Raw genomic sequence first — 20309 nt, 5'->3', positions numbered from 1 at the left:
GGTGGCTCCGCCACACGACCGTTCACGGCGCACGCCGATCGCACGCACCGAACGCCGCTCCTTCTTCCACGTAGATCCATCAGAAGCCCCCTACGTCCCGAGTCTTTCAGCGTCTTTCACGGGCGTGCCGTCTCACACGGCCGATCCTTCCCGCGTCTGCGGGCCCGTGCCGTGTTCGCTCGACAGGGGAGTGAAGGCGACGTCCAGACGGGTGAGGCCGCGGAAGTTGAGGCTGCGCTGCCACTGTGGCGCGGCGCCGTCGAGGCGCAGGCCGGGGAGCCGGGTGAGGAGTGCTTCCAGGGCGGTGGCGCCTTCCAGCCGGGCCAGCGCCGCGCCGAGACAGAAGTGCGGTCCGTGCCCGAACGACATGTGCCGTCCGCCCGGCCGCTCGAAGTCCAGCACATGGGGATCGGGAAACACGGCCGGATCCCGGTTGGCCGCACCGCACACGAGGAGCACCGTCTGCCCCTCCACGACGGTGCGGCCCGCCAGATCCAGGTCCTGCCGCGCCCGGCGGAGCATGAGCTGTACCGGGGCGTCGTAGCGCAGGAGCTCCTCGACCGCGGCGGGCATCAGATCGGGCCGGCGGCGCAGCTGGCCGGCCGCGTGCGGGTGGCGGAGCAGGGCGAGTGTGGCGTTGCCGATGAAGTGGGTGGTCGTCTCGTGACCGGCGATCAGGAGCAGCGCGCAGTTGGCGAGGAGCTCGTCGAGATCCTGGCCGGCGTCCTGTACCTGTGCGGTCACCAGCGCGCGCAGGGTGTGGGGGTTCGGCGGCGTGTCCTGGCGGGTGAGGAGTTCGCGGAGGTGGACGAGCATCTCCGCCATGCTCTGCGAGGCCGCGCGGTTGCCGTCGGCGTCGAGCCGGGAGTTGCCGATGGCTTCGGCGATCGACTCGGACCAGGCGGCGACGGCGGGGCGGTCCTGCTGCGGTACGTCGAGGAGGTCGCAGATGACAGTGAGAGGCAGGGGGCGGGCGAGGTCCGCGACGATGTCCATCCGACCGGTCGGCGCGGCGCGCGTGATGATCCGGTCGACCGCTTCGACGATCCGGGCGCGGAGTGCCGCTACTGCCCGGGGGGTGAAGGCCTTGCTGATCAAGGCCCGCAAACGGGCGTGGTCGGGGGCGTCGTTGTAGAGCATCTGCCGGCTCAGGACCCGGGCCAGGGGCCGCAGTTCCTCGGAGACGGCCGCGATGTCGGGGTAGCGCACTGATGACAGCCTCGGGTCACCTGCGGCGCTGCTGACCACTGCGTGCCCGGTCGCCACCCACGCGTCCAGGTGGCGGTCCCAGAAGAGGTCGTCGGCACTCCGCAGCTCTTCGTAGAAGTCGTAGAGACGCTCTTGGACCTGGGGGCGAAAAGCTCGCAGGAGCGAGGGGGATGTGCGCATTGTCGGATGTTAGTGGTTACTGCGGAGTCGCCGGGCGGAGCCGGTGGGGAGGCTGCCGTCGTCAGGTGGGGCGGCGCTGCCCGTCCGGCACTCGCGGACGGTCGTGGCGGTGCCGACGGCGGCGCAGCGCAACGGCGATGAGCAGCAGCGTGACGAAGGCCGCGGCGATCACGGGAACGCCGACGTCGTCCAGCAGGCCGGCGACGAACTGCTGCACGGTGCCTGCGGCTTCGATGACGGGGTCGCTGGTCCCGGGGCCGCGCAGGACGCGGATCTCGTACCAGCCGTAGTACGCGACATACCCGCCGACCAGGAGGAGAAGGGCGCCGCCCAGACGCGAGGCGACGGACCCGAGGCGGCGCAGGCCTCCGACGCGGGCGCTTCGGGTGAGGGCGACGGACAGGGCGGCGGCCCCGACGACCAGCCCCATGCCGGCCGCGTACGCCGTGAACAGGGTGATGCCCTCCAGAGCGGAGCCGCTGCGGAAGGCGGAGACGACGATGGCGAGGAAGGGAGCGATGGTGCAGCCGAGGGACGCGAGGGCGTATGCGGCACCGAACAGGGCCATCGACGGCACGGAGCGGGTCACCGTGGGGGCGCGCCGCAGTTTCGGGAGCAGGGCGGGCAGGTCCCGGCCGGTCAGCAGCCGGCCGCCTGCCAGGGCCAGGAGGAGGCCGAAGGCGATGGTGAACCAGGGCAGGTGCTGCTGGACCTGGCCTGCCACGGGAGCGATCGCGAGGCCGAACAGGGCGAACACGGCGGCGAATCCGGCGGTCATGGCGGCGGTCGCGGTCAGCGCGCGGGTGACGGCGGCGACGGGGGTCCCCCTGCCGATGGGTGTCCCCCCGCTCATGGGAGTGCCCCCGCCCGACCGAAGCCGAGAGTGCGGGTGGGCGGGCGTGTCGTCGCCGAGGACGAGCAGGGAGAGGTAGGCGGGCAGGAGGGCGAAGCCGCAGGGGTTGACGGCGGCGAGCATGCCCGCGGTCAGGGCCAGGGCGAGAGGCAGGTCCGACATGGCGCTCAGCCCACGAGTGGGCCGAGCTTGCCGGCGAGCCCCTTGCCGGCCGGCAGGCTTCCGGTGAAGACGGTCTTGCCGTCCTTGTCGAGGACCACGTAGACGCTCTGCTGGGTGATCTCGAACTTCTTCCAGATCTTCCCGGACTCGTCGGACAGGTTTGGGAAGGCGCTGACCTCGGTGTCGGTGACGAAGTCCTTCATGGCCTGCGGTGTGTCGAGCCCGGCCACCCCGATCACGTTCGCCTCGCCCTCGAACCGGGCGGCGACCCTGGCGGTTTCGGGCCCCTGTGCCTTACACGTGGGGCACCACGGTGCCCAGAACCACAGCACGGTCGGCTTGCCCGCCAGCGTCGCCGCGTCGAAGGGCCGGCCGTCCACGGTCGTGCCGGTGAAGCGCAGCGCCTCCGGTACGGCTGACGCCCCGGACGGCGCACCCGCCGGCGCGGAGGAGCCGGAGGCCGCCGGACCGGCCGTATCCGCCGTGCCCTGGGAGGACGCGCCGTCGTCGCTGCCGCAGCCGGCCAGGGTGAGTGCGGTGGCGGCCAAGAGGCCGGGGAGGATGAGGCGGGCACGCATGGGTCGGGTCGCTCCTGGAGTTCGGGGTCGGCTGAACTCTAGGCCGCGCGGACGAGTGGGGTGCGGGCCTGGTGGCTTACGGTTCGGTGACGTCAGCCCGCGTGACCCGTCGGGCGCCGCGGGCCGAGGACGGTGACGCGGCCCCGGGCGAGGCGGATCAGTCGCCGGTCGGCGACGTCGCGCAGCACCACAGCCGGTGGGACGGCCCCGGACCCGATGGGGCGGCTGAGGCCGGCATCATTCCGCCGCGCGTCGAGGGAGCGAAACCGTGGCAGGCGGGCGGCCCCGAGGGACGGCTTCTCCGTGCTGCGGCACCCTGTGCCTCGCCCATGCCGGAGAGTTCGTCGTGACCTTGGCGCGGTGGCTCGGGTCGCCTCGCCCGCGGTCACTCTTGGTTACTATGCTCACTTCGTGCCGGAGGCCGGACGCAAAGGGCGCACCGCCATCGACGGACTGCCGGGGAGGCAGGGAGAACCGCATGCCATTCGCAACTCCCCAGCTTCCCCCAGGGCTGTCGAGGGGCGATCCTCGCTGCTGGACCCCTCCGAAGCGTGTCGTGGATCGCGAGACCGAACAGACGGGTGGCCCAGGAGCATGTTGAAAGAGGTCACCGCGACCCGCTACATCGCACCCCTGCGCGAGGGCGGTTCGCTGCCCGGCCTGATCGAGGCCGACGACTTCGGCACGTACGTCCTGAAGTTCACCGGCGCGGGACAGGGCCGCAAGACACTCGTCGCCGAAGTGGTCTGCGGGGAACTCGCCCGCCGGCTGGGGCTGCGCATGCCGCGCCTGGTCACGGTCGAGCTCGACGCGGAGCTGGGGCTCGGCGAACCCGACGAGCAGGTGCAGAGTCTGCTCCGCTCCAGCGGCGGCACCAACCTCGGCATGGACTTCCTTTCCGGCGCCCTCGGCTTCGACCCGCTCGCCTTCCCGGTGGACGCGGACGAGGCCGGACGGGTGGTCTGGTTCGACGCGCTGATCAACAACGTCGACCGGTCCTGGCGCAACCCCAACCTCCTGAGGTGGCGGGGCCAGTTGTGGCTCGTCGACCACGGCGCGACGATGATCTGGCACCACAACTGGCCCGGTGTGGAGGCCTCCGCCGCCCGCCCGTACGACGCCTCCGACCACGCGCTCGCGCCCTTCGCGCCCGATGTCGCCTCCGCCTCCGCCGCGTTGGCGCCCCTGGTCACCGAGGAACTGCTCGCCGAGGTGACCGCGCAGATCCCGGACGCCTGGCTCACCGACGAACCGGGCTTCGCCACTCCGGACGACCTGAGGCAGGCCTACGCACGACCGCTGCTCGCCCGGGCCGCCGTCATCCACGACCGCATCCAGGGGCTCATGTGAACGACCGGCACATCATCCGGGGCGGCCCCCGGGACCGTCACGTCTACGAGTACGCCGTCCTGCGCGTCGTCCCGCGCGTCGAACGCGGCGAGTGCATCAACGCCGGGGTCCTCGTCTACTGCCGCGCCGAGGCCTACGTCGGTGCCCGCACCCACCTCGACGAGACCCGCCTGCTGGCCCTCGACCCCCGGGCCGACGTGGCCGGGGTCCGGGCCGCCCTGCGAGCCGTGGAAGGGCTGTGCGCCGGTGGGACCGCGGCCGGCCAGGCGGCCTCCGACGACCCGGGTCGCCGCTTCCGCTGGCTCGTCGCCCCCCGCTCCACGATCGTCCAGCCCGGCCCCGTCCACACGGGCCTGACCACGGACCCCGCGGCGGAGCCCGAGCGCTTGCTGGATCTGCTGGTGCGGTGACGGGCACCCGGCCCCCGCCTGTCACCGCCGTCAGCGCCGTCCGCGCTTCACAGCGAGACCGGCGGCGACCGCGGCCCCCCTGCCGAGAAGGCCGACCGATCCCGACCTCCCAGTCGCCCGGCCCCCGAGGCCACCGCGCCCCGACTCCGCCTCGCACGCCCCTGGTCGCAGCGCCGGTCGGAGTCGCGGTGGGAGTGGCGGTGACGGGAGTGGAGGGACTGACCGGAAGGCGGGCGGAAGGGCTCGGCGGCGGGGTGGTGGGGGAGATGACACCGCGGCGGGCCAACGCTTCACACGTGATCCCGTCGGCAGGGCCCTGATCCTCGTCGAGTCCGCACGGATCACTCGGACGCGCGTCGAAGACGGCCTGCGCGTCCTCCTGAAGGAGAAGTCACGGCAGTCCAGGTCCTGTCGGGCCTGAGCGGGGTCGATCGGCGGCACGGTCGCGGCTATCAGGAACAGCGTGCCGATGGCACCGGGGCGACGGCGCATGGAGCGGCTCCCTTCCGGTGGTCGGGTGGCTCGGGCTCCGACGTGAGGGGCCGAGGGGCGCGGTGGCGCGCGAACGCTAGGCCGATCGGGTGTCCCGAAGGACGCTGCCGGGCAGGGTGGGGCCGGGTGATGGATCACATGCCGCCTCCGGCCGTTGACACCGCGTGCCAGGGCTTCTAGCGTCACCCCCACTGAAGGTACTAAGCGGTCGCTCACCTGAGGAGTAGTAGTCATGTCCACCACTGACCAGCGGGTTGCCGTCGTGACCGGTGCCGCGCGCGGCATCGGTGCCGCCACCGCCGTACGACTGGCCGCCGAAGGCCGCGCGGTCGCCGTTCTCGACCTCGACGAGGGTGCCTGCAAGGACACCGTCGAGAAGATCACCGCCGCGGGCGGCAGGGCCCTCGCGGTCGGCTGCGACGTCTCGGACGAGGCCCAGGTCGAAGCGGCCGTCGCCCGGATCGCCGAGGAGCTCGGGGCACCGACGATCCTGGTCAACAACGCGGGCGTGCTGCGCGACAACCTCCTGTTCAAGATGAGCGTCTCCGACTGGGACACCGTCATGAACGTGCACCTGCGCGGCGCCTTCCTGATGTCCAAGGCCTGCCAGAAGCACATGGTGGACGCGGGCTTCGGCCGGATCGTCAACCTGTCCTCGTCGTCCGCGCTCGGCAACCGCGGTCAGGTGAACTACTCGGCCGCCAAGGCGGGCCTGCAGGGCTTCACCAAGACCCTCGCCAAGGAGCTCGGCAAGTTCGGCGTCACCGCCAACTCCGTCGCCCCCGGCTTCATCGCCACCGAGATGACCAAGGCGACCGCCGACCGGGTCGGCATGGGCTTCGAGGACTTCAAGGCCGCAGCCGCCACCCAGATCCCGGTGGCCCGGGTCGGCGAGCCGGAGGACATCGCCAACGCCATCGCCTTCTTCACCGGCGAGGCGGCCGGGTTCGTCTCCGGCCAGGTGCTGTACGTGGCCGGCGGACCGCTCGACTAAAGGACGAAGAACATGACTTCCGTGGAACTCTCCGGCAAGGTCGCCCTCGTGACGGGCGCCAGCCGCGGCATCGGTTACGGCGTGGCCGAGGCGCTGGTCGCGCGCGGTGACCGCGTGTGCATCACCGGGCGCAACGAGGACGCCCTCAAGGAGGCCGTCGAGCAACTCGGTTCCGACCGCGTGATCCACGTGGCGGGCAAGGCGCACGACGAGGCCCACCAGGCCGTCGCCGTCGAGCGCACGATGGAGGCCTTCGGCCGCGTCGACTACCTGGTCAACAACGCCGGCACCAACCCGGTGTTCGGGCCGATCGCCGACCTCGACCTGAACGTCGCCCGCAAGGTCTTCGAGACCAATGTCGTCTCGGCGCTCGGCTTCGCCCAGCGGACCTGGCACGCCTGGCAGAAGGACAACGGCGGCGCGATCCTCAACATCGCCTCCGTCGCGGGCCTGTCGCCCTCACCGTTCATCGGCGCGTACGGCGTCAGCAAGGCCGCGATGATCAACCTGACCGTGCAGCTCGCGCACGAGTTCGCGCCCAAGGTACGGGTCAACGCGATCGCCCCGGCGGTCGTGAAGACCAAGTTCGCCCAGGCCCTGTACGAGGGCCGCGAGGAGGAGGCCGCCGCGGCCTACCCGCTGGGACGGCTCGGCGTGCCCTCCGACATCGGGGGCGCGGCGGCGTTCCTCACCTCCGAGCAGTCCGACTGGGTCACCGGTCAGACGCTCGTCGTGGACGGCGGCATCTTCCTCAACGCCGGAACCGGCTGACAACGCCTGAACAGTACGAAAACGCCTGAACAGGACCAGGAAGGGTGAATCGGCCTGACCGTGCCTGAATGAGGCCGGCAACGCCGGAACCGGCCGACGGGCATCACGCACACGGCTCGGCACGGGCGCCCGTCCCCACGGACGGTGCCCGTGCCGATGCAAAGACACCGCAAAGCCCGATGACAACGTCGTCAAAGGTTTATCGATCAAGAGGTCATGGCCCGGGGAGGGTCAGCGGGCGCGGCACTGCGGTATGGTCTGCCGACCCTTGGTATGGCAGATCGAGGAGCGTGCGCGTGTTCAACCGGAATCGATGCCTGCGGCGGGTGGCGGCCATCGCGTCCATATCGTCCCTGCTCGCCGGATGCGGCGTGCTGTCGTCCGACACCCCGGAGGACGAAGGGCCGATCGTCGTGGGCACCACCAGTGCGCCCAGCACGCTCGACCCTGCCGCTTCGTGGGACAGCTCCTGGGAGCTGTTCCGCAACATCTACCAAACACTCCTGAGCTATCCGACCGGTGCGAGCGAGCCCCAGCCGGACGCCGCCGAGAGCTGCGGCTTCAGCGACTCCACGAACCAGGTGTACCGGTGCGAGCTGCGCGAGGGCCTGAAGTTCTCCAACGGCGACGCGCTGGACGCGCAGGCCGTGAAGCACTCGTTCGACCGGATCCGCAAGATCAACGTCAACGGCGGCCCCGCCGGTCTGCTGGGCAGCCTGGAGCGGGTGCAGGCGTCGAACGACCGTGAGGTGGTCTTCCACCTCAATAAGCCGGACTCCACCTTCCCGTTCGTGCTCGCCACCCCCGCCATGTCGATCGTGTCCCCGGAGGCCTACCCGGCGGACAGCCTGCGCAAGGACGGAGACGTGGTCGGGTCCGGGCCGTACGCCCTCGACTCGTACTCCGAAGGCAAGGAAGCCGTTCTCGTCCGCAACGACGCCTACAAGGGCTACGCGGAGCGCCGGAACGACGCCGTGACCGTCCGGTACTTCCAGGATTCCGGCGCCATGGTGAAGGCCCTGCGGGACGAGAAGATCGACGTGACGTACCGCGGTCTGGCCGCCGGGGACGTCGTCGAGCTCCAGAGCAAGACCTCCAGGGACGAGGAGATCCAGCTCGTCGAGGGCACCGGCACCGACATCAACTACCTGGTGTTCAACCCGAAGGATTCCTGGGCGAACAAGAAGGCCGTGCGCCAGGCCATCGCACAGGTCGTCGACCGGGCGGCGATCGCCCACAAGGTCTACAAGGACACCGTCGACCCGCTGTACTCCATGGTCCCCAAGGGCCTCACGGGCCACACCACGGGCTTCTTCGACGACTATGGCGACCCGGACGAGGCCAAGGCCCGGAAGATCCTCACCGAGGCCGGCATCACCCAGCGCGTCCCGCTCACCTTCTGGTACACGAGCGACCGCTACGGCTCCGAGACCGCCGCCGAGTTCAAGGAGCTCAAGCGCCAGCTGGAGGACTCCGGGCTGTTCTCGATCAGCCTCAAGAGCCGCCCCTGGAAGACGTACGTCGAGGGGTACCAGAAGGGCGAGTACCCGGTGTTCGGGCGCGGTTGGTTCCCCGACTTCCCGGACGCCGAGAACTTCATCGCGCCGTTCGTCGGTGAGCAGAACGCCCTCGGCACGCCCTACCGGGCGCCCGAGATCACCGGTGACCTGCTCCCCCGTTCGCGTCGGGAGAGCGACCGCGCCAAGGTGGAGAAGGAGTTCGAGGCGGCCCAGCGGATCCTCGTGGACGACGTCCGGCTGCTGCCGCTGTGGCAGGGCCGGCAGTACGTGGCGGCGAGCCGGGACGTCTCGGGTGCCGAGCGGGCCATGGACCCGTCGACGATCATGATGATGTGGGAGCTGCACCGCAAGACCGCCTGGTAGGCGGGCCGGCTCCGGGCGTTCCCGGGCACGTTGTCAGTGGTCGCCTGTAGGTTCTGTGGCCTGAAGTGACCGCACATCGTGAGGACGTTGACGTGACCGACATCGCCATGCTGCCCGAGTCCTGGCGCGGGGTTCTGGGTGACGAGCTGCAGCAGCCCTGGTTCAAGGAGCTGACGGAGTTCGTCGAGGAGGAGCGGGCGAAGGGTCCCGTCTATCCGCCGCGCGAGGAGGTCTTCGCCGCGCTGGACGCCACGCCGTACGAGGGGGTCAAGGTCCTGATCCTCGGCCAGGACCCCTACCACGGCGAAGGGCAGGGCCACGGCCTGTGCTTCTCGGTCCGCCCGGGCGTGCGGATCCCGCCGTCCCTGCGCAACATCTACAAGGAGATGCACCAGGAGCTGGGCACGCCGATCCCGGACAACGGCTATCTGATGCCGTGGGCCGAGCAGGGCGTGCTGTTGCTCAACGCGGTCCTCACGGTCCGGGGCGGCGAGGCCAACTCGCACAAGGGGCGGGGCTGGGAGAAGTTCACCGACGCCGTGATCCGGGCCGTGGCCGAGCGGCCCGACCCAGCGGTCTTCGTGCTGTGGGGCAACTACGCGCAGAAGAAGCTCCCGCTGATCGACGAGTCCCGGCACGCGGTGGTCAAGGGCGCGCATCCCTCGCCCCTGTCGGCGAAGAAGTTCTTCGGCTCGCGTCCCTTCACCCGGATCAACGAGGCGGTGGCGGCGCAGGGCCACACCCCGATCGACTGGACGATTCCGAACCTGGCTGAGGGACCGGCCGGACGGCCGTGACGTCACCGGGGGTCTCCGGAGCCGCCTGAGCCGGATCGCCCCCGACTGCCGTTAGCGTCGGGGCGGGAACAGCCGGCGAGTGTGCGGAGGGCGTCGTGGCGGAGCGACAGGGGCAGGCGGCGCCGGACGCCGTGCTGACACGGATCGGGCAGGTCGTGATGCTGCACCACGCGGGGGACCGGGAGGAGGCCCGGCACCGGTTGCTCGGCCTGTGGGCGGAGATCGGCGAGCACGGCGACCCGCTGCACCGCTGCACCCTCGCCCACTACCTGGCTGACACCCAGGACGACCCGGCGGACGAACTGGCCTGGGACCTGCGCGCGTTGACGGCTGCCGAGGAGGCCAGGGAGGAGGCCTTCGCGGTGATGGCGGTGACGGCGCTCTACCCCTCCCTGCACGTGAACCTGGCGGACGACTACCTCAGACTCGGGCGCGACGATGCCGCTCGCACCCATCTGCGCTGGGCCCGGGACTCCGCCACCGCCCTCGCCGACGACAGCTACGGCGACGGTGTGTGGGCGGCCATCGGACGGCTGGAGTCCCGGCTGGGGGAGGGCGGCCCGGGGGCGTGGACACCGCCACGGCAGCGGCCCTGACGGCGGCAGGTCAACGCCCGTACGTGTCGCGGCAGATCCTCGCCTCCGGGCTGTCCGCCCGCCAGCCCGCGTAGCGTCTGCCCAGCGCGCACACGTCCGAGCTGTTCGGAACGCTCTTCTCGACGTCCTGCCGTACCGCCTCCGGCACGTCCGGGACGTCGGCGTGCGACCGCCGGGAGGCACGCGGGGCCGGCTCGGGGCGTTCCGGACGCATCGGGCGCGGTCGGACATCGCGGTCACCGGGCCCCGGCCGGGCACGCTCCGGCGAGGCCGCCGGCGGCGTCGCGGGGCGGGGCGCCGACCCGGCCGGCTCGGGGCGACGGGACGCCTCTTCGATGAGTTGCAGGGCCTCACGGGCCGGAGCCTGCACGATCTGGGTCTCCGCCTCCCCCTCCGGCCGCGGCGCCGACGGCCGGGACGGTGCCGTCGAGGGCCCCGGCGCGGGGGGATGCGCGACCGTCGTACAGCCGGTGAGGGCCGAGACCGCCACGGTCACCAGGAGCGTCGCTGTGGTCGTCGTTCGATGCACCCGCGCAACTCTGGTGTGTCCGGCCCGAGAGGGGGCCGCGGACCGGCGGAGGATGCCCCGGACGGGTGATCTCGCGCCCCGTACGAAGGTCGCGCACGGGGCGGGGGTGACGTGCGGTGACCCGCGTGACCGGTGGCTCGGGGCGGGGTCAGTCGCCGGTCGCGCCGTCGATGCGCTCGCGGATCAGGTCGGCGTGGCCGTTGTGCCGCGCGTATTCCTCGATCATGTGGGTGTAGAGCCACCGCAGGTTGTACCGCTCGCCGGTGCGCCGGTGCTTGCCCTCGCTGATGTCGTCGAGACCGAAGCGGGCCGCGTTGCGGCGGGCCGTGTCGATCTCGGCCTGCCAGGTCGCGCGCGTCTCCTGCCAGGTGTCCGCCTCGGTGAGACGGAACTCGCCGTCCGGGTCCTCGGCGCTCCAGTAGATCGGCTGCGCGTCCTCGTCCGTCAGCACCCGGCGGAACCAGCTCCGTTCGACGTCCGCCATGTGCCGCACCAGCCCCAACAGGGACAGGTCGGAGGGCTCGACGGCCGCTGACCTGAGCTGCTCGTCGCTCAGGCCCTCGCACTTCCAGGCGAGGGTCTGACGGTGGAAGTCGAGCCAGCCCTCCAGCATGGTGCGTTCGTCGGCCGTGGTGGCGGGGATGCTGCGTTCGTTCGTCATGAACGCATCCTCTCCGGGCAGCCTCTGACGCGCCACGAGGTTTTCAGCCCCCGACCATGCCCTCCAGCAGTTCCCGCACCCCGGCCCGCACGTCCTCCAGGCTCGGCGATTCGGCACCGAAGGACCCCGCCACGCAGCTGAACATCAGCCCGTCCGCCCAGGCGATCAGTGACAGGGTGTGCCGGGCCGGGTCCGTCGAGCCCAGACCGGTCACCAGGGCCGCGAGCTGGTCCCGGAAACGGGCGCCGGCGGCGTCGAAGTAGGCCCGCAGCTCGGGGCGGCGCGTGGCTTCCAGGGCCAGTTCGTAGCGGGCGAGGGTGAGGGAGCGGTTGCCCGTCAGGGCCCGATGGGTCGCCAGGGCCAGCGCGTCCGCCAGGGGACCGGCCCCGGCCCGGGGGTCCGGCATCTCGTGCAGCCCCAGCACCCGCGCCTCACGGTCGGCCAGGCGCCGCACCGCCAGTTCCAGCAGGGCCTGCCGGGTCCGCGCGAGGTTGGAGGTGGAGCCCTGCGGGAGCCCGGCCGCCTCGTCGACGGCCCGGTGCGTGAGGCCGCGCATCCCGCGCTCGGCGAGCAGGGCGAGGGCGGTGTCGGCGACGAGGTCGGAGCGGGCGGGGCCGGCGGTGCGTACGGACATGGGCCTCACGCTACCCGCTCGACTACGCCTGTAGTAACATCGACGATGTCACTACAGGCGTAGTCGAACAGCAGGAGGAGCCATGACACAGCCGAGGCGGGCCGTCGTGATCGGCGGCGGTATCGGAGGCCTGACCGCGGCGGTCGCCCTGCACCGGCGCGGCCTGCGGGTCACCGTGCTGGAGCGGGCCCGCTCGCTGGCTCCGGTCGGCGCCGCGATCTCCCTCGCGCCCAACGCCCTGCGCGCACTGGACGTCATCGGCCTCGGCGACGAGATCCGCACCCTCGCCGCCTGGTCGGGGGACGGCGGCCTGCGCTCCCCGGGCGGGCGGTGGTTGTGCCGCTCCTCCGCCGAGGTCGCCGCCGAGCGCTTCGGCGGCCCGCTCGTCCTGCTGCACCGCGCCACCCTGATCGAGCGTCTCGCCGCCCTTCTCCCGGCGGACGCCGTCCGCACGGACGCCGCGGCGGCCCTCGCCGACAGCGGCGGCCCGGGCCGGGCGGCCCGCGTCACGACCGCGCACGGTGAGATCGAAGCCGACCTGGTGGTCGGTGCGGACGGAGTCCGATCCGCGGTGCGTGGTGCGCTCTTCCCTCGCCACCCGGGGACCGTCTACTCCGGCTTCACCACCTGGCGGGTCGTGATCCCCGTCCCCGGCGCGCGGTTCGCCTCGCACGAGACCTGGGGCCGAGGCCGTATCTGGGGCACCCACCCGCTCAAGGACGGCCGCGTCTACGCCTACGCCGCCGCCCTGGCCCCCGCCGGCGGCCGGGCGCCCGACGACGAGAAGTCCGAACTGCTGCGCGGCTTCGGGGACTGGCACGACCCGATCCCCGCCGTGCTCGCCGCCATCCGCCCCGAAGACGTCCTGCGCCACGACGTCCACCGCGTCGCCGAGCCCCTGCCCGCCTACCACCAGGGCCGGGTCGCCCTGCTCGGCGACGCCGCGCACGCCATGCCCCCGAGCCTCGGCCAGGGCGGCAACCAGGCGATCGAGGACGCGATCGTGCTCGCCCACCACTACGACGACCTCGCCGCCTACACCGCCGCCCGGCTGCCGCGGACGACCGCCATCGGACGCCGGGCCGTCCAGGCGGCCCGGCTCAGCCTCATGAGCGGCCGGGCCGGGACCGTCCTGCGCGACACGGCCGTGACCGCACTGTCGAAGGCCGGGCCCGCCCTGCTCCTGCGCGGCTTCGACGGCATCGCCGACTGGGCGCCACCACAGCGGCCGTATGCTGCCGAACAGACCCCGGCAGGCAACCGTTAGAGGAGATCACCCCGTGAAGGTCGGCTGCATCGGACTCGGCGACATCGCGCAGAAGGCCTACCTTCCGGTCCTCGCCTTCCGGCCCGGGGTCGAACTGCACCTGCAGACCCGCACGCCCGCCACGCTCGACCGGGTCGCCGACGGCCTCCACCTCCCGCCGGAGCGGCGGCACACCACCCTCGACTCCCTGCTCGCGGCAGGCCTCGACGCGGCCTTCGTGCACGCGCCCACGCTCGTGCACCCGGAGATCGTGACGCGGCTGCTGGAGGCGGGCGTGCCGACGTACGTCGACAAGCCGCTGGCCTACCGACTCGACGACTCCGCGCGGCTGGTCGCCCTCGCCGAGGAGCGGGACGTGAGCCTCGCGGTCGGCTTCAACCGGCGCCACGCCCCCGGCTACACGCAGTGCGCGGACCACCCGCGCGAGCTGATCCTGATGCAGAAGAACCGCATCGGGCTGCCGGAGGAACCCCGCTCGATGATCCTCGACGACTTCATCCACGTCGTGGACACCCTGCGGTTCCTGGCGCCCGGCGAGATCGACGACGTGACCGTGCGCGCCCGCGTCCAGGACGGGCTGCTGCACCACGTGGTGCTCCAGCTCGCCGGCGACGGCTTCACCGCGCTCGGCGTGATGAACCGGCTCAGCGGCTCCGCCGAGGAGATCCTCGAGGTGTCCGGGCAGGACACCAAACGGCAGGTCGTCAACCTCGCCGAGGTCGTCGACCACAAGGGACAGCCGACCGTGCGGCGGCGCGGGGACTGGGTGCCGGTGGCCCGGCAGCGCGGGATCGAGCAGGCGGTGCTCGCGTTCCTGGACGCCGTCCGGGCGGGCAAGGTGCTCAGCGCCCGGGACGCGCTGGCGACCCATGAACTGTGCGAACGGGTGGTACGCGCGGTTCAGGAGCGGACCGCCTGAGCCGCAGGGCCCGAGCGCCCTCACCGGCCGCCCACAGGGCGAGGACCAGCATCGCCGCATGCACCGTCCAGTCGCCGTAGCGGACATAGGGCGTGGTGCCGTGGGCGAGGGGGAGCTCGTAGACCTGTGCGGCGGAGGCGTCCGTGCCGAGCCACGATCCGACACGCTGCCCGTCCGGGCCGTAGACGGCGGAGACACCCGTGAGGGTCGCGTGCACCATGGGGCGGCCGGTCTCGGCGGCGCGCAGCGCGGCGAGCGACGCGTGCTGCCCGGGAGCCCAGCTGTGCTGGAACGTGGAGGTCGACGACTGGCCGATCAGCACGTCCACGCCCTCCCGGGTCAGGTGACGGGTCATGTCGGGGAACGCCGTCTCGAAGCACACCAGCGGGCCGACGCGCAGACGGTCGCCCAGGTTCATCACGACCGGCTGCGAGCCGCGCCGGCGGTCCTCACCCGCGGCCTTGCCGACGGAGGTGGCCCAGCCGAGCAGGGAGCGGGCCGGGATGTACTCGCCGAAGGGCACGAGCCGCATCTTGTCGTAGCGCTCGCCGGTCAGGCCGTCGGGACCCACCAGGACGGAACTCTTGTAGATGCCGGGCTTGTCGGAGCGCCGGGCGTCCACGTTGACCAGGATGTCGGCGCCCGTCGCGCGGGACAGGGCAGCGAGCCGGCGGGCCGGGCCGGGGCGATCCCCGAGGTCGAAGCCGACGCTGCTCTCGCCCCAGACGATCAGGTCGAGGTCCTGACCGGCCAGCCGGCGGGTCAGCTGCTCCTCGCGGGCGAACCGGCTGTCCGCGCCGACGACGACGCCCGGCTGCACGACGGCGATCCGGATCTCGCCGTCGACGGCCGGGCGCGGTGAGAACGTCCAGGCGGCGGAGGTGGCGGCGGCCGTGACGACCAGGCCGGCGACCGCGGGCACCCGGGCCCGGCGGGCCGCGAGAAGGACGGCCACGGCGACGTTCACAGCCACGAGCAGGTAGCTGAGCAGCCACACCCCGCCGACCGAGGCGAGCCGCAGCGCGGGCTCGACCTGCCACTGAGTGCTGCCGAGCATGCCCCAGGGGCCGCCGAGGCCCTGCCAGGAGCGGACCAGCTCGGCGGCCAGCCAGCCCGACGGCAGCACCAGGAGCGCCACCGCCACCTGGCCCCGGGACCGGATCGCTCCCAGAAGACGGCGCACCAGCCACCCCCAGGGGGCCCACAGCGCGCCGAGGAGGGCGGCGAGGACGATCGTGAACACGTGCAGGCTCGGCAACAGCCAGTGGTGCATGGCGAGCATGAAACCGAAACCGCCGCACCAGCCCTCGTACAGGGCCCGCTTCCCGGTCGGCGCGGTGCGCAGCAGCAGCAGCCAGGGGACCAGGGCGGCGTAGGCCCACCACCACAGGGACGGCGCGGGGAAGGCGAGGACGGGGAGGGCGCCCGCCATCGCCGCGGCCGCCGAGCGGCGCCAGGGGGAGGTGAGCCAGAGGCCGAGCGTCTTCATAGGCGCCTCCTACCCGCCGGTGCCTCCAGTGTGCGCCCCGCGGACGATCCAGGACACGGGACGCCGGGTCAGTTGATCACAGGTGCCGTCCGCGGCTCGGGAAGGCGCCGCCACTTCTCCCGTACGACCACCTTGCTCAGCCGTCAGCCGTCAGCCGTCAGCCGCCAACCGTCGTCCGTGCGCAGCAGCGCGAAGGCGTACCGGCCGCCGCTCACGAAGTCGGGGGCGGGGACCGTGTTGGCCATGGGATGGACGTAGTCGGCCCGGACCGCGGCGGTGTCGCCGGTGTCGTGCTCCCGGATCCCGAAGCGCACCCGCCGGTTGACGATCAGGTGCTGCCGCATGGGGAACAGGCGCAGACTCTCCGCGAGCCACGCGGCGACCGCCCGGGCCTCTCCCTCGATGCCGCCGGCCGACCGGTAGTCCGCCCGTCCCCGCCGGGGCGAACAGCTCCCGGTACGCCTCCCCGTCGCCGTCGCCGTCGCCGTCGTCGACAGCCACCGCGTAGTCGGTGATCAACTCGTCGACGGCCAGCCGGTCCCTCACGGTGGCGAGCTCCACGCGCTGCGTCATCGCCCCGGTGCTGGGCATGGCGGGGGGCAAGGGCCGTGTGGGCGCGATATTCGGTGGCCGCAGGGGAGCACCGGGGCCCAGCCTGTCCTTCGTGAACGATCAGAACGAACCGGCATTCCGCATCCGAGCCCGCCACACCGAGACCACGATCACCGTCTACCAGGCCTACCGCCCGGAGATCGGCGGCCCGGCCGCGCGCCACGGCCGCTTCCCGTCGTCCTGGAAACGGGAGCGCATGACCTGGATCAAGCCGTCGTTCCTGTGGATGATGTACCGCTGCGGCTGGGGAACCAAGGACGGCCAGGAGACGGTCCTGGCGATCGAGATCGACCGCGAGGGCTTCCTCTGGGCACTGCGCAACGCCTGCCTGTCGCACTACGTGCCCGCCCTGCACGGTGACCGGGCCGGCTGGAAGCGGCGGTTGCGGCAGGCGTCGGCGCGGGTGCAGTGGGATCCGGAACGGAATCTGCGTCTCGAGCCACTGCCGTACCGCTCGCTGCAGCTCGGGCTGGCGGGGGAGGCGGCGGCGCGGTACGCGGACGAGTGGATCGTGGGGATCGAGGACGTCACGCCGCTCGCCGCGGAGATCCACGGGCTGGTGCGGGCGGGTCGACCGGAGTCGGCGGCGGGCCTGTTGCCGGAGGAGCGGCCGTACGAGACAGACGAGGAAGTGCTGGCGCCTCTGCGCGCCTAGACTAGGCCCCTTCTGATGAATCTCCGCGGTGTCGCGACGCCCGGCACGCTCCCCCGCTCTCGGCTTCGCTCGAACGGGAGGGGCCCCCACCGCCGCAACGCGCGAAAGCCCAGGTAGCTCCGCTACGAGGGCTTCCTCGCGGCACGCCGAGAGCACGCACCGAACGCCGCTCCGTCTCCCACGGAGATTCGTCAGAAGCGGCTAGACGTGCCGGTCAGGCCGCCTTGGCGACGCCGCCTCGGATCGCGGCCGCCCACTCGACGACGAGCAGCTCGTACTCCGCGCGCTCCTCGGCCGACAGGGTGCCGCCCGTGCGCTGCCACAGCGCACGGATCTTGTCGTTGACCTCGGCAGCGGACCGCACGGAACCAGGGGTCACGAAATGGGGGGACATGCGGACAAGCCTAGGGGCAGCCACTGACAGTCCGCTACCGGACGGCTACCCGATCGCTATGCGGTTGGTCACGAGACCCGGGTCACAGACCCCCGGCGTCAGCCCGCCGACTCGGCCGCGTGCGGGCTCAGCGCACCCATGCCGACCAGGACGATGATGACGATGCCGAGGGCGATGCGGTAGTAGACGAAGGGCATGAAGCTCTTGGTCGAGATGAACTTCATGAACCACGCGATGACCGCGTAACCGACCCCGAAGGCGATGACCGTCGCGAAGATCGTCGGGCCCCACGAGACATGGCCGCCCTCCGTGGCGTCCTTGAGCTCGAACAGACCGGAGGCGAGCACCGCGGGGATGGCGAGGAGGAAGGAGTAGCGGGCCGCGGCCTCGCGCTTGTAGCCCATGAACAGGCCGCCGCTGATGGTGGCGCCGGAGCGGGAGACGCCCGGGACGAGTGCCATGGCCTGGCAGACGCCGTAGATCAGGCCGTCCCGGACGCCCAGGTCCTCGAGAGCCTTGCGCTGCTTGGGCGCGCGGTGCTTGCCACCGCTCTCGTCACGGGCCGCGAGCCGGTCGGCGATGCCCAGGACGATGCCCATGCCGATCAGCATGGTGGCGGTGATCCGCAGGTCACGGAACGGCCCCTCGATCTGGTCCTTCAGCGTCACGCCGAGCACACCGATCGGGATCGAGCCGACGATCACCAGCCAACCCATCCGGGCGTCGGGGTCGCTGCGCAGCGCCTTGTCGGTGAGCGAGCGCGTCCACGCCGAGAGGATCCGCCCGATGTCCTTGCGGAAGTAGATCAGCACGGCTGCCTCGGTGCCGATCTGCGTGATCGCCGTGAAGGCCGCGCCGGGGTCCTCCCAGCCCGAGAAGGCCGCCGTCAGCCGCAGGTGGGCGCTGGAGGAGACGGGGAGGAACTCGGTCAGCCCCTGGACGAGTCCGAGGATGAGTGATTCGAACCAAGACATGAGGTAGCGGAGTCCAAGTGCCGATCGTGGGACGGACGACGGGCGCACCGGGCCGCCGTTGCGATGAACGGGGGATCATGTGTGCCGAGGGGGAAGCGTAGCGCCCCCGGATGGCCGCTGGGGCACAGGGGTTTGGAAGCCCCTCCCGAGCGGGGGTGTTCAGGCCCCGGTCGGTCCGGTCACCGTCCAGCCGGGTACCTGGGGGCGGGCCGTGAGGTCCTCGTGGCGTACCTCGTCGCCGCAGGCCCGGCAGGTGACGGCCGGGGCGAGGGGCCGTCCGCAGGAGTGCTCCAGGACCATCGGCCGGTCGCCGTCCGGCCGGAGGTGACGGTCGCCCCACGCCATGAGGGTCATCAGCACCGGCTCCAGCTCCAGACCCGCCCGGGTCGGCCGGTACTCGAAGCGCTGCGGGTGCTCGCTGTACGGGTGCTTGGCCAGGATCCCGGCCTCGACGAGCCGGCGCAGCCGTGTGGTCAGGATGTCGCGCGGGGCGCCGATGTTGCGCACCAGCTGGTCGAACCGGCCGTTGCCCAGGCACACCTCCCGCAGCACGAGCAGGGAGTGCTTCTCGCCGACGAGCGCGAGGGTGTCGGCGATGGAGCAGGGGCGCGGATCTTTGCGGGCGGCCATGGGGCTCAGTCTAGAAGAGGGTTGGATTTTCCAACTCTGCGGGCTACGGTGAGTTCGGATTTCCTACTCACCGGTAATCGTGGAGGCCCACATGCGTGACGCAGTCATCGTCGAAGCCGTACGCACCCCGATCGGCAAGGGCAAACCGAACGGCGCCCTGGCGCACGTCCACCCCGTGGAGCTCCTCGCCCACACCCTGCGCACCCTCGTCGAGCGGTCCGGGATCGACCCGGCCCTGATCGACGACGTCATCGGCGGCACCGTCGACCAGGTCGGCGAGCAGGCCATGAACACCACCCGCTACGCCGTGCTGTCGGCGGGCTTCCCGGACTCGGTGCCCGCGACCACCGTGGACCGCCAGTGCGGCTCCTCCCAGCAGGCCGTGCACTTCGCTGCGCAGGGCGTCCTCTCGGGCGCCTACGACCTGGTCGTGGCCTGCGGGGTCGAGTCGATGAGCCGGGTGCCGATGTGGTCGAACGTGCCCGCGGGCAAGGACCCCTTCGGCCCCGGAGTCGCCGAACGCTACCCGGAAGGGCTCGTTCCGCAGGGGATCAGCGCCGAGCTGATCGCCGCCAAGTGGTCGATCGGCCGCGAGCAGATGGACGCCTTCGCCGTCTCCTCGCACCAGAAGGCCGCCGCGGCCTGGGACAGCGGGCTCTTCGACACCGAGGTCACCCCGCTGGACGGACTCGCGCGCGACGAATCCGTGCGGCCCGGCAGCAGCACCGAGACCCTCGCCGGGCTCAGGCCCGCCTACCACGACCCCGTCTTCGCCGAGCGCTTCCCGCAGATCGAGTGGAACGTCACGGCGGGCAATGCCAGCCCGGTCAACGACGGCGCCTCGGCGGTGCTGATCACCTCGAGCGAGACGGCGGCCCGGCTCGGCCTGCGCCCGCTCGCCCGGCTGCACAGCTTCGCCGTCACCGGCTCCGACCCGCTGCTGATGCTCACGGGCGTGATCCCGGCGACCGAGAAGGTGTTGCGCAAGGCATCGCTGGCCCTCGACGACATCGACCTGTTCGAGGTCAACGAGGCCTTCTCCAGCGTCGTCCTGGCCTGGCGGCAGGAGACCGGCGCCGACCTCGCCCGGGTCAATGTGCACGGCGGCGCCATCGCGCTCGGGCACCCGCTCGGCGCGAGCGGAACCCGCCTGACGACGACGCTGGTGCACGCGATGCGGGAACGGCGCGCCCGTTACGCGCTCCAGACCATGTGCGAGGCGGGCGGACTCGCCAACGCCATGGTGCTGGAACGGGTGTGAGCCGGGCGG

21 protein-coding genes and 1 pseudogene are annotated in these 20309 nt (G+C 71.9%); 11 read left to right on the top strand and 11 right to left on the bottom strand.

The window, feature by feature from the left end; all coding sequences use genetic code 11:
• Positions 1-132 precede the first annotated feature (132 nt).
• The 3 genes from ABTX62_RS03820 to ABTX62_RS03810 all read right to left on the bottom strand — a co-directional run bounded on the left by ABTX62_RS03820 (position 133) and on the right by ABTX62_RS03810 (position 2982).
• Positions 133-1389, bottom strand: coding sequence for a cytochrome P450 (locus ABTX62_RS03820; protein WP_352114654.1), 1257 nt, complete (start codon positions 1387-1389; stop codon positions 133-135).
• A 61-nt stretch (positions 1390-1450) separates the two neighbouring features.
• Positions 1451-2404, bottom strand: coding sequence for a cytochrome c biogenesis CcdA family protein (locus ABTX62_RS03815; protein ID WP_352114653.1), 954 nt, complete (start codon positions 2402-2404; stop codon positions 1451-1453).
• 5 nt (positions 2405-2409) lie between these two features.
• A complete protein-coding gene (locus ABTX62_RS03810) occupies positions 2410-2982 on the bottom strand; it encodes a redoxin domain-containing protein (protein ID WP_352114652.1) in 573 nt (190 codons plus the stop codon).
• Between the two features lie 594 nt (positions 2983-3576).
• Between ABTX62_RS03810 and ABTX62_RS03805 the strand changes: the two genes are divergently transcribed.
• The 7 genes from ABTX62_RS03805 to ABTX62_RS03775 all read left to right on the top strand — a co-directional run bounded on the left by ABTX62_RS03805 (position 3577) and on the right by ABTX62_RS03775 (position 10275).
• Positions 3577-4332 carry a HipA family kinase gene (locus ABTX62_RS03805; protein ID WP_352114651.1) on the top strand — a complete coding sequence of 252 codons (756 nt, stop codon included), beginning with the start codon at positions 3577-3579 and terminating at the stop codon, positions 4330-4332.
• Complete coding sequence (locus ABTX62_RS03800; protein ID WP_352114650.1) at positions 4329-4742, top strand: DUF3037 domain-containing protein; 414 nt, start codon at positions 4329-4331, stop codon at positions 4740-4742. Before ABTX62_RS03805 ends, ABTX62_RS03800 begins: the two co-directional genes overlap by 4 nt.
• A gap of 724 nt (positions 4743-5466) precedes the next feature.
• On the top strand, positions 5467-6228 hold the full coding sequence (gene fabG / locus ABTX62_RS03795; protein ID WP_352114649.1) for a 3-oxoacyl-ACP reductase FabG: 762 nt from the start codon (positions 5467-5469) through the stop codon (positions 6226-6228).
• Between the two features lie 12 nt (positions 6229-6240).
• The gene (locus ABTX62_RS03790; RefSeq protein ID WP_352114648.1) at positions 6241-6999 is read left to right on the top strand and encodes an SDR family oxidoreductase; all 759 of its coding nucleotides are present in this window, start codon (positions 6241-6243) and stop codon (positions 6997-6999) included.
• Between the two features lie 296 nt (positions 7000-7295).
• On the top strand, positions 7296-8882 hold the full coding sequence (locus ABTX62_RS03785; RefSeq protein WP_352114647.1) for an ABC transporter substrate-binding protein: 1587 nt from the start codon (positions 7296-7298) through the stop codon (positions 8880-8882).
• A 92-nt stretch (positions 8883-8974) separates the two neighbouring features.
• Positions 8975-9679, top strand: coding sequence for a uracil-DNA glycosylase (locus tag ABTX62_RS03780; protein ID WP_352114646.1), 705 nt, complete (start codon positions 8975-8977; stop codon positions 9677-9679).
• Positions 9680-9774: 95 nt separating this feature from the next.
• Entirely contained in the window at positions 9775-10275 is a 501-nt protein-coding gene (locus ABTX62_RS03775) for a hypothetical protein (RefSeq protein ID WP_352114645.1), read from the top strand.
• A gap of 10 nt (positions 10276-10285) precedes the next feature.
• Here the strand turns inward: ABTX62_RS03775 and ABTX62_RS03770 are convergent, their stop codons facing one another.
• The 3 genes from ABTX62_RS03770 to ABTX62_RS03760 all read right to left on the bottom strand — a co-directional run bounded on the left by ABTX62_RS03770 (position 10286) and on the right by ABTX62_RS03760 (position 12099).
• Positions 10286-10804, bottom strand: coding sequence for a hypothetical protein (locus tag ABTX62_RS03770; RefSeq protein ID WP_352114644.1), 519 nt, complete (start codon positions 10802-10804; stop codon positions 10286-10288).
• Between the two features lie 148 nt (positions 10805-10952).
• Complete coding sequence (locus ABTX62_RS03765) at positions 10953-11465, bottom strand: DinB family protein (RefSeq protein ID WP_352114643.1); 513 nt, start codon at positions 11463-11465, stop codon at positions 10953-10955.
• A 43-nt stretch (positions 11466-11508) separates the two neighbouring features.
• The gene (locus ABTX62_RS03760; RefSeq protein WP_352114642.1) at positions 11509-12099 is read right to left on the bottom strand and encodes a TetR/AcrR family transcriptional regulator; all 591 of its coding nucleotides are present in this window, start codon (positions 12097-12099) and stop codon (positions 11509-11511) included.
• Positions 12100-12181: 82 nt separating this feature from the next.
• Here ABTX62_RS03760 and ABTX62_RS03755 point away from each other — a divergent pair, with 82 nt between their 5' ends.
• The gene (locus ABTX62_RS03755) at positions 12182-13366 is read left to right on the top strand and encodes an FAD-dependent monooxygenase (RefSeq protein ID WP_352114641.1); all 1185 of its coding nucleotides are present in this window, start codon (positions 12182-12184) and stop codon (positions 13364-13366) included.
• A gap of 13 nt (positions 13367-13379) precedes the next feature.
• Entirely contained in the window at positions 13380-14285 is a 906-nt protein-coding gene (locus ABTX62_RS03750; RefSeq protein ID WP_352114640.1) for a Gfo/Idh/MocA family protein, read from the top strand.
• On the opposite strand, the gene lnt is transcribed toward ABTX62_RS03750, so the two are convergent.
• Both lnt and ABTX62_RS03740 read right to left on the bottom strand, forming a co-directional pair.
• On the bottom strand, positions 14209-15774 hold the full coding sequence (lnt, locus tag ABTX62_RS03745) for an apolipoprotein N-acyltransferase (protein ID WP_352114639.1): 1566 nt from the start codon (positions 15772-15774) through the stop codon (positions 14209-14211). The genes ABTX62_RS03750 and lnt overlap by 77 nt on opposite strands.
• A 68-nt stretch (positions 15775-15842) precedes the next feature.
• A pseudogene (locus tag ABTX62_RS03740) lies at positions 15843-16347 on the bottom strand (nuclear transport factor 2 family protein).
• A 91-nt stretch (positions 16348-16438) separates the two neighbouring features.
• Between ABTX62_RS03740 and ABTX62_RS03735 the strand changes: the two are divergent.
• Positions 16439-17041 carry a DUF4291 domain-containing protein gene (locus ABTX62_RS03735; protein WP_352114638.1) on the top strand — a complete coding sequence of 201 codons (603 nt, stop codon included), beginning with the start codon at positions 16439-16441 and terminating at the stop codon, positions 17039-17041.
• A gap of 214 nt (positions 17042-17255) precedes the next feature.
• Here ABTX62_RS03735 and ABTX62_RS03730 read toward each other — a convergent pair whose 3' ends face one another.
• The 3 genes from ABTX62_RS03730 to ABTX62_RS03720 all read right to left on the bottom strand — a co-directional run bounded on the left by ABTX62_RS03730 (position 17256) and on the right by ABTX62_RS03720 (position 19039).
• Complete coding sequence (locus ABTX62_RS03730; RefSeq protein WP_352114637.1) at positions 17256-17435, bottom strand: hypothetical protein; 180 nt, start codon at positions 17433-17435, stop codon at positions 17256-17258.
• Between the two features lie 98 nt (positions 17436-17533).
• A complete protein-coding gene (locus ABTX62_RS03725; RefSeq protein ID WP_352114636.1) occupies positions 17534-18409 on the bottom strand; it encodes an undecaprenyl-diphosphate phosphatase in 876 nt (291 codons plus the stop codon).
• A 159-nt stretch (positions 18410-18568) separates the two neighbouring features.
• The gene (locus tag ABTX62_RS03720; protein WP_352114635.1) at positions 18569-19039 is read right to left on the bottom strand and encodes a winged helix-turn-helix transcriptional regulator; all 471 of its coding nucleotides are present in this window, start codon (positions 19037-19039) and stop codon (positions 18569-18571) included.
• A gap of 91 nt (positions 19040-19130) precedes the next feature.
• Here ABTX62_RS03720 and ABTX62_RS03715 point away from each other — a divergent pair, with 91 nt between their 5' ends.
• Positions 19131-20300: a thiolase family protein gene (locus tag ABTX62_RS03715; RefSeq protein WP_352114634.1), complete on the top strand. Its 1170-nt coding sequence runs from the start codon at positions 19131-19133 to the stop codon at positions 20298-20300.
• Positions 20301-20309 lie beyond the last annotated feature (9 nt).

Origin of the sequence: Streptomyces sp. NPDC096046 (genome assembly GCF_040303285.1) — a bacterium.
Lineage (GTDB): Bacteria > Actinomycetota > Actinomycetes > Streptomycetales > Streptomycetaceae > Streptomyces.
Note: the sequence above shows the minus strand (reverse complement) of the source record. Positions and strands in the feature narration are given on the sequence as shown.

Bases quoted from the DNA above. Each gene is read 5' to 3' on its own strand.
- ABTX62_RS03760 (WP_352114642.1), bottom strand. From the start codon at position 12,099: ATGTCCGTACGCACCGCCGGCCCCGCCCGCTCCGACCTCGTCGCCGAC.
- fabG (WP_352114649.1), top strand. From the start codon at position 5,467: ATGTCCACCACTGACCAGCGGGTTGCCGTCGTGACCGGTGCCGCGCGC.
- ABTX62_RS03725 (WP_352114636.1), bottom strand. From the start codon at position 18,409: ATGTCTTGGTTCGAATCACTCATCCTCGGACTCGTCCAGGGGCTGACC.
- ABTX62_RS03820 (WP_352114654.1), bottom strand. From the start codon at position 1,389: ATGCGCACATCCCCCTCGCTCCTGCGAGCTTTTCGCCCCCAGGTCCAA.
- ABTX62_RS03815 (WP_352114653.1), bottom strand. From the start codon at position 2,404: ATGTCGGACCTGCCTCTCGCCCTGGCCCTGACCGCGGGCATGCTCGCC.
- ABTX62_RS03715 (WP_352114634.1), top strand. From the start codon at position 19,131: ATGCGTGACGCAGTCATCGTCGAAGCCGTACGCACCCCGATCGGCAAG.
- ABTX62_RS03805 (WP_352114651.1), top strand. From the start codon at position 3,577: ATGTTGAAAGAGGTCACCGCGACCCGCTACATCGCACCCCTGCGCGAG.
- ABTX62_RS03810 (WP_352114652.1), bottom strand. From the start codon at position 2,982: ATGCGTGCCCGCCTCATCCTCCCCGGCCTCTTGGCCGCCACCGCACTC.
- ABTX62_RS03765 (WP_352114643.1), bottom strand. From the start codon at position 11,465: ATGACGAACGAACGCAGCATCCCCGCCACCACGGCCGACGAACGCACC.
- lnt (WP_352114639.1), bottom strand. From the start codon at position 15,774: ATGAAGACGCTCGGCCTCTGGCTCACCTCCCCCTGGCGCCGCTCGGCG.
- ABTX62_RS03720 (WP_352114635.1), bottom strand. From the start codon at position 19,039: ATGGCCGCCCGCAAAGATCCGCGCCCCTGCTCCATCGCCGACACCCTC.
- ABTX62_RS03790 (WP_352114648.1), top strand. From the start codon at position 6,241: ATGACTTCCGTGGAACTCTCCGGCAAGGTCGCCCTCGTGACGGGCGCC.
- ABTX62_RS03755 (WP_352114641.1), top strand. From the start codon at position 12,182: ATGACACAGCCGAGGCGGGCCGTCGTGATCGGCGGCGGTATCGGAGGC.
- ABTX62_RS03730 (WP_352114637.1), bottom strand. From the start codon at position 17,435: ATGTCCCCCCATTTCGTGACCCCTGGTTCCGTGCGGTCCGCTGCCGAG.